This is a genomic window from Terriglobus sp. YAF25, from assembly GCF_052113305.1.
Lineage (GTDB): Bacteria > Acidobacteriota > Terriglobia > Terriglobales > Acidobacteriaceae > Terriglobus.
In genome coordinates this window covers 1-5,935 of sequence record NZ_JBFRCY010000232.1, presented here as the reverse complement: position 1 = coordinate 5,935, position 5,935 = coordinate 1, and the positions used below count along the sequence as shown (strand labels likewise).

Annotated in this window: 4 protein-coding genes; 1 reads left to right on the top strand and 3 read right to left on the bottom strand. The window is 57.7% G+C overall.

Annotation, left to right across the window (positions count from 1 at the left end; all coding sequences use genetic code 11):
- The 3 genes from AB4043_RS11560 to AB4043_RS11550 form a co-directional block, all read right to left on the bottom strand.
- Window positions 1–3,032: carboxypeptidase regulatory-like domain-containing protein (locus tag AB4043_RS11560; protein ID WP_442307099.1), on the bottom strand; the 3,032-nt coding region annotated here is incomplete at its 3' end.
- Between the two features lie 427 nt (window positions 3,033–3,459).
- Window positions 3,460–4,227: a LytR/AlgR family response regulator transcription factor gene (locus AB4043_RS11555; protein ID WP_442298998.1), complete on the bottom strand. Its 768-nt coding sequence runs from the start codon at window positions 4,225–4,227 to the stop codon at window positions 3,460–3,462.
- On the bottom strand, window positions 4,218–5,315 hold the full coding sequence (locus AB4043_RS11550; protein WP_442307098.1) for a sensor histidine kinase: 1,098 nt from the start codon (window positions 5,313–5,315) through the stop codon (window positions 4,218–4,220). Before AB4043_RS11550 ends, AB4043_RS11555 begins: the two co-directional genes overlap by 10 nt.
- Window positions 5,316–5,556: 241 nt before the next feature.
- Here AB4043_RS11550 and AB4043_RS11545 point away from each other — a divergent pair.
- The coding region (locus AB4043_RS11545; RefSeq protein WP_442307097.1) for a hypothetical protein at window positions 5,557–5,935 on the top strand (379 nt) is incomplete at its 3' end.

Genomic DNA, 5,935 nt, shown 5'->3' with positions numbered 1-5,935 from the left:
GTTGAAAGATACGGGCTGACTCCCGTCGGGTCTGGGCGGTCAAAGGTGCCGTTCGAATTACCGATTGAAGAGTTATCTGTTCCTACGCTCGGAGTGATCGGCTGACCGGTTTGCTCCGTGAAGATTGTTCCGAGCTGCCAGCCGCCGATCAGGGCATCCATGAAGCCCTTCACGTTTACCAGCTTTCCAGGGCCTATCGGGAGGTCATAAAGAACAGACCCCGCCAGACGATGCGTCACGTCGAAAGCGGAAGGGCCGTACTCGCAACGCAAGCAATAGCTGTTCTGCGGGAAGAGTAGGTCGTTACCCTGGTTACGAATGCCTGAGCCGTTGTCCAACGACTTGGAATAGGTGTACGAAGCAATGATGTTCAGGCCGTTGCTGAAGCGTCGCGTAACCTTTGCTGCCGCGCCATGGTAGTTTGCGGACCCCTGGTCATGCACCATTTGGATTACGCCATAGTTCAAGAAGGGAAGCCGGGATGCGACCGAAGTCTGGGCTCCGTTTCCAATGTATCCGTAAGGCGTCGGCTGATTCAGATTCAGGAAACCGTACAGGTGACGGCTGACGCTGCCCAGGTAGCCGGCCTCCAGAACCCAGCTTTTGCCGAATTGCTGCTGCAGATTCAACAAGAACTGTTCGGTATAGCTGGTTTTGTGCGAGATGGCATTTGCATAGGCGTACAGGCCGGTCGTTCCCGGAATCGCCCCCACCGTGCCCCCTCCGTTCGGCAGAGCATTGTTCCAGAACAAGTCCGCGGTTCCCGCCGGAGTGCTCGTGTTCGCGTTTACCGTGACGCGGCCCGCAATATTGCGTGCCATATCGAAGTAAGCATTGCCTACGTCCTGGTTGTAGAAGATGCCGTAGCCGGCGCGGACAACCATGCCGTTGAGCGGGGCGTAGGACAATGATAGCCGGGGCGCCCAGTTCATCTTCGGGGTATTGACCAGAGCGTCCGGCAATAGACCGTTGCTGCAACGAGCTGCTGGATTGGCGCGTGTACCTATCTTGCCCGTGCTGTCGGTCCAGTAGATCGACAGACCCTGGTAAGGATCGTTGCAGTTGCCCTGGCGGACGAAGAACGGCCACTGAGCCTGAGGTTGCGTACCGGAACCGAAAGCCGGTGCGTTCGGCACATATACCGTGAACTGGTCATTTAGGGCGTCTAACCAGGGCGGTGTGAGTTCATACCGAAGTCCGAGTGAGAGGGTCAGTTTCGGGGTGAATTTGACTGTGTCGTCGATGTACGCAGCCCAGACGTTGCGGCGATACTGCGCGTTCGCGACTGCAACCGCAACGGAGGACTGCTGCAGATCACCTAGAAGGAACTCGGCAAAAGCGTCGCCGCCAGAGTAAACATTAGATCCCGTAGAGCTTGTGCTCACGAGGGTGGTTGCGTTCGGTGCGAAGTTGAATTGTCCGCGCGAAAACTGATTTCCCAATTGATTGAACTGCTGGCGACTGTACTCCACGCCCGTCCGCAGGGAATGTCTGCCCTTTGACCATGACACGTTGTCGACAATCTGCCAGGCGGGGTCGTCAACGACGTAGGGCCCATCCTGCGTATCCCCGAAGTTGCTCCAGAAATTCGTCGTGCCGCTGCGAATGGTTCCGAAGCTGATCAGTGGGATTCCCCAGGTTGAAGACGGACCACCGGAGAGTCCAGGAATCTGCACACCGCTCACGACGTCCGTTGTAAACGCCGAAAGTAGACCGAGGGAATTGTAGAAATGGCTGTATCCGAATCGTGCCTCATTGACAAGGTGTGGAGTGAATGTGAAGGTGTTTGATCCCATGTACTGGTAGTACTGTGTGATCGTCTTGCTGCCAGCACCCGACAAGCCGGTATTGATGATGTCTTCGTCGCCCTGGCTGAAGCGGAAAGCGAACTGGGAGCGAGGAGACACGTAGTAGTCGCCGCGCGCGGTGAATGACTGGCGGTTCTGAGGGCTGTTCGTGGCATAACGATAGTTCGGGTTTCCGGTGGAAGGTGTCGGACCAACAGCGTAGTACTTAAGCAGCCGCTTTGATACGTCGCTGATGCGGCTTGGGCAGATCATGTTCTGCACACCGTTGCAGGAGAACTGCTGCTTGTTCATGCCTGTCGATGTCCCCGTCGCGGGATCGTAGATCTTGGTCGCATACGTTGAGAAGTCGCCACCTTGTTGTGCGGCCGTGGGAACCGTGGCCGTGGCCGTTCCGTTCGACCGGATCCTTCTCCACTCGTCATCGACCATGAAAAAGAATTTATCCTTACCGTTGAACAGCTTCGGGATTCGCACAGGCCCGTCCACCACGAATCCGAAGTCGTTCCACTTGAAAGGGTTTACCGTCGGCGCGGTTGGGTTGTAGTTGAAATAGTAGGGCAGCGCGTCTACATAGTTGTTGCGGATGAACTCATATGCCGATCCGTGGAGAGCGTTGGTACCGCTCTTGCTCACGACGTTGATCTGCGATGCCTCATGTCCATATTCGGCGGAGTAGACACCAGTCTGCGTCTTGAACTCCTGGATGCCATCGATGGAAGGCAGGGCAATGTAGGTGTTGAAGTCAGGATCGGTGTTGAGAATGCCGTCGAGGGTGTAGTAGTCGAACATGATGCGCTGCCCACCGACAGCCAGGGCCTGCGCTGCGCGGTCACCGCCGAGGCGGCTGCCGGCCTGTCCTGAGGAGGGCGATAGCGTATTCACGTTGGAGGAGAGTGCTACAAGGCTGAGGTAGTTACGACCGTTCAGGGGGAGTTCGTTGATTGCCTTGTTTTCGATGACGGTGCCCACTGTCCCGTTATCAGCCTGCAGCAGCGTGCCTGTAGCTTCGACTTCGATAGTCTCCGTGACACTCCCGAGTTGAAGCATCACGTCGAGACGCAGTGTCTGCTGGACCTGCACCTGGAATTCCTCACTGGTAGAGGTTTTGAAGCCGGCGTGACTGACGTTGAGCGTGTAAGGCCCGACGGGTACTTCCGAGAAGGTGTAGTCTCCAGTGTTGGTCGTTGTTGTCTCTCGGCTCGTGCCGGTCGACGTGCTGCGCAAGACAACTTTGGTATCTGGTACGGCCGCGTTGGTACTGTCACTGACGTGACCCGAGACAACGCCAGCCGTTTGTCCGAACGCGTCAGAGGCTAACAAGAGAGTCAAGGCAATGAAAGAAGTTCGTAAAAAAGTCGATCCGAAACGGGTAAACGTTTTCCGCAATAAGCGGGTAGAAGTGTTCACGTCCTACAACTCCTAGAGAAGCAGGTTTAAAAACGACGAAATATACCCCGGATGAGGGAACAATAGTCAAGGTTTTTCTGCGTGTCTCTCAAGAAAACGTTTTTACTTCGTTCGGGAAAAAGTCCGGCCAGTGAATAAGCGATGCGTGCTTTAGAGATTGAAATAATCGCTGTAATCGGTCACGACGGGGGAGTCTTCGTGACCGCGGTCGCGGGGAGTGCCAGGTTGAATCCCTCCAGGCCAGTCAAAACGGATTTGTAAGCGTACGGCGGATGCGCTCGCTGTAAGTGCGCCCCGATTGCAGGCGTTGTCCAGATTTGAGTTCGATCGCATACTGACCGTGCGCGATCGACCACAGCCGCGCGATACACCGTAGGTTGACGATGTGCGATCGGTGGACACGCAGGAAGCGGTTGGAATCAAGCACGCTCTCGATGGTGTTCATGGGCACGTGCAACAGGTAAGATGTCGGACCGGCGTGGATCCGGACGTAGTTCTGGAAGGCCTCGATCCAATCGACGTCGTCGACGGGCACGAAGAGGGTGTGCTCACCGAATCGAACGGCGAATCGTTCGAGTTGCCGCGGTGGATTCGCGATGGCACCCAACATGGCCAGCACTTGTTTTGTGGCGTCCTCTTGCGGAGTGCCTTGAAGCCTGCCAATGGCCCTCTGGAACGCGAGCGCAAAGCGTTCCTCGGTTACGGGTTTGAGGAGATAATCGATGGCTGCGATTTCGAATGCCCGGATCGCATACTGGTCGTGTGCAGTCACGAAGATGACCGGTGGCATGCGTTCCGCTCCAACGGCGTGGACGACCGCAAAGCCGTCGGTGCGCGGCATCTGAACATCGAGGAAGACGAGGTCCGGGTTGTGTTCGCGAATGAGCGTAATGGCTTCGCGTCCGTTGCGCGCCTCTGAGACGGACTCGACCTGGGGTTGACGGCCGAGCAGCAGCTTGAGCCCTTCGCGCGCGAGGGGCTCATCGTCCACGACAAGGACGCTCAATCGCACGGCGAGCCCTCGGGCAGAGCTGTCCGGATGGGAAGTGTAATCGTGACCCGCACGCCTCGGCCGGCTGCCGGCTCGATGACCAAGTGCGCGCTCTCGCCATAGAGCCGCGCCAGCCGGTTTCTGGTATTCGTCAAACCGATTCCGGAGCGGCCAGGCTTGGGCGAGAGAAGCCCTGGGCCATCATCAGAGACGACGAGGTGCAGCGATCCATTGGAACTCGCCGCCACGACCTCGATCGTCACCACTTCCTCGCTTTGGCCAAGACCGTGGCGGACCGCGTTCTCAACGATTGGCTGCAGCACCATGTGCGGCACGAGAACGTCGGAAAGCTCGGTCGGAGCGATGCGCACGCGCAGGCGGTCCTCGAAGCGGACCTGCTCGATAGAGAGGTATAAACGCAGGAATTCGAGCTCGCGCCACAACGGGACCTCTTGGGCCTCCACGTCCTCAAGCGTAAGGCGGAGTAGATCCCCGAGCTTCTCAACCATCGCTTCGGCCTGCGCTGTCTTCTGCTGTTGAATCAGGACCATGATGGCGCCCAGCGTATTGAAGAGAAAATGCGGCTGCAACTGCATCTTCAGGGAACTCAACTGCGCGGTTGCGAGCTGCTGGGCAAGTTCAGATGCTTGAACCTTGAGCTCGAAGGCCTCCCGCTCGCGGTTCTTGGCATTCTTTTGCGATCGGTACACGGTATGCAACGCGATCACGGCCCAATAGCGGATGACGCCGCTCTGGATGCCGAATCCCAGCATAATCCTCACTCCGGCGGTGAGCGACGGAGGAGGAAGCGCGGGGAAGGCGCCGAGCAGCAGCAATATCGGGACTTCAAGCGTGGTGGACAAGATGGAGAAAACCACGCTAAAGCAGAGGTGCCATGTGGCGTCGGCGACTCGGCGCTCGATTGGCCACCGATTGCTTAGCCAAAGGACCGCCGGTGTGAGCGCCGCACAAACATACATGCCCGTCATCCAGCCGACGAAGACGTATTTCCAGGGCACGGCGCCGCCTCGATAGAGGCGCGGCACCGTGTCCTGGACGATGTAGAAAAGCCCGGCGATGGTCCAGCCGAACCAGACTCCTACAATCACCCGTATTCGTTGACGCATTGAGGGCGACATTCACCTCATTTTGTCACGGCCCGCCCGTCGGCTTCGCCAGGTTTTGATGGGGCGGCCTTCCGTCAACCTCGCTCGCAAGCTAGCCAATCCAGTTCGGCATTCGGGCGGAACAGTTGGTCAAAAACATGTGTCCGCATGCTTCGTAGCGCTCCTAGCATGGCGGCATAGCGAAGAAGTAGAACCAAATTGACGAGAGGAAGAGGCACGGATCATGAAGAATCAGTTGAGCGCGTGGATGTTGCTTGTGATGGTGGTGGCATTAGTGGGCGTAAGCGAGGCGCAAACCTCCGATAAGACGATGGGTGGGACCCCGGCGGTCCTTCCAAGCGGCCTTGGAGAGGCCGTTGATCGCGACCTCATGGCCATTCGGGACGCAACCGCCAGGTTCAAGTCGACCAAGGCCGCTGAAGCGGCCGGCTACAAGCAAGTCACCGGCTGCGTCGAACATCAGCCCGCCGGCGCTATGGGCTATCACTTTCAGAACAACGATCTCCTGGACACCACGCTCGATCTGGGGCACCCGGAGGTGCTGGTCTACGAGAAGATGCCCGACGGCAGCTTTCAATTGAATGGCGTGGAGTTCCTTGTGC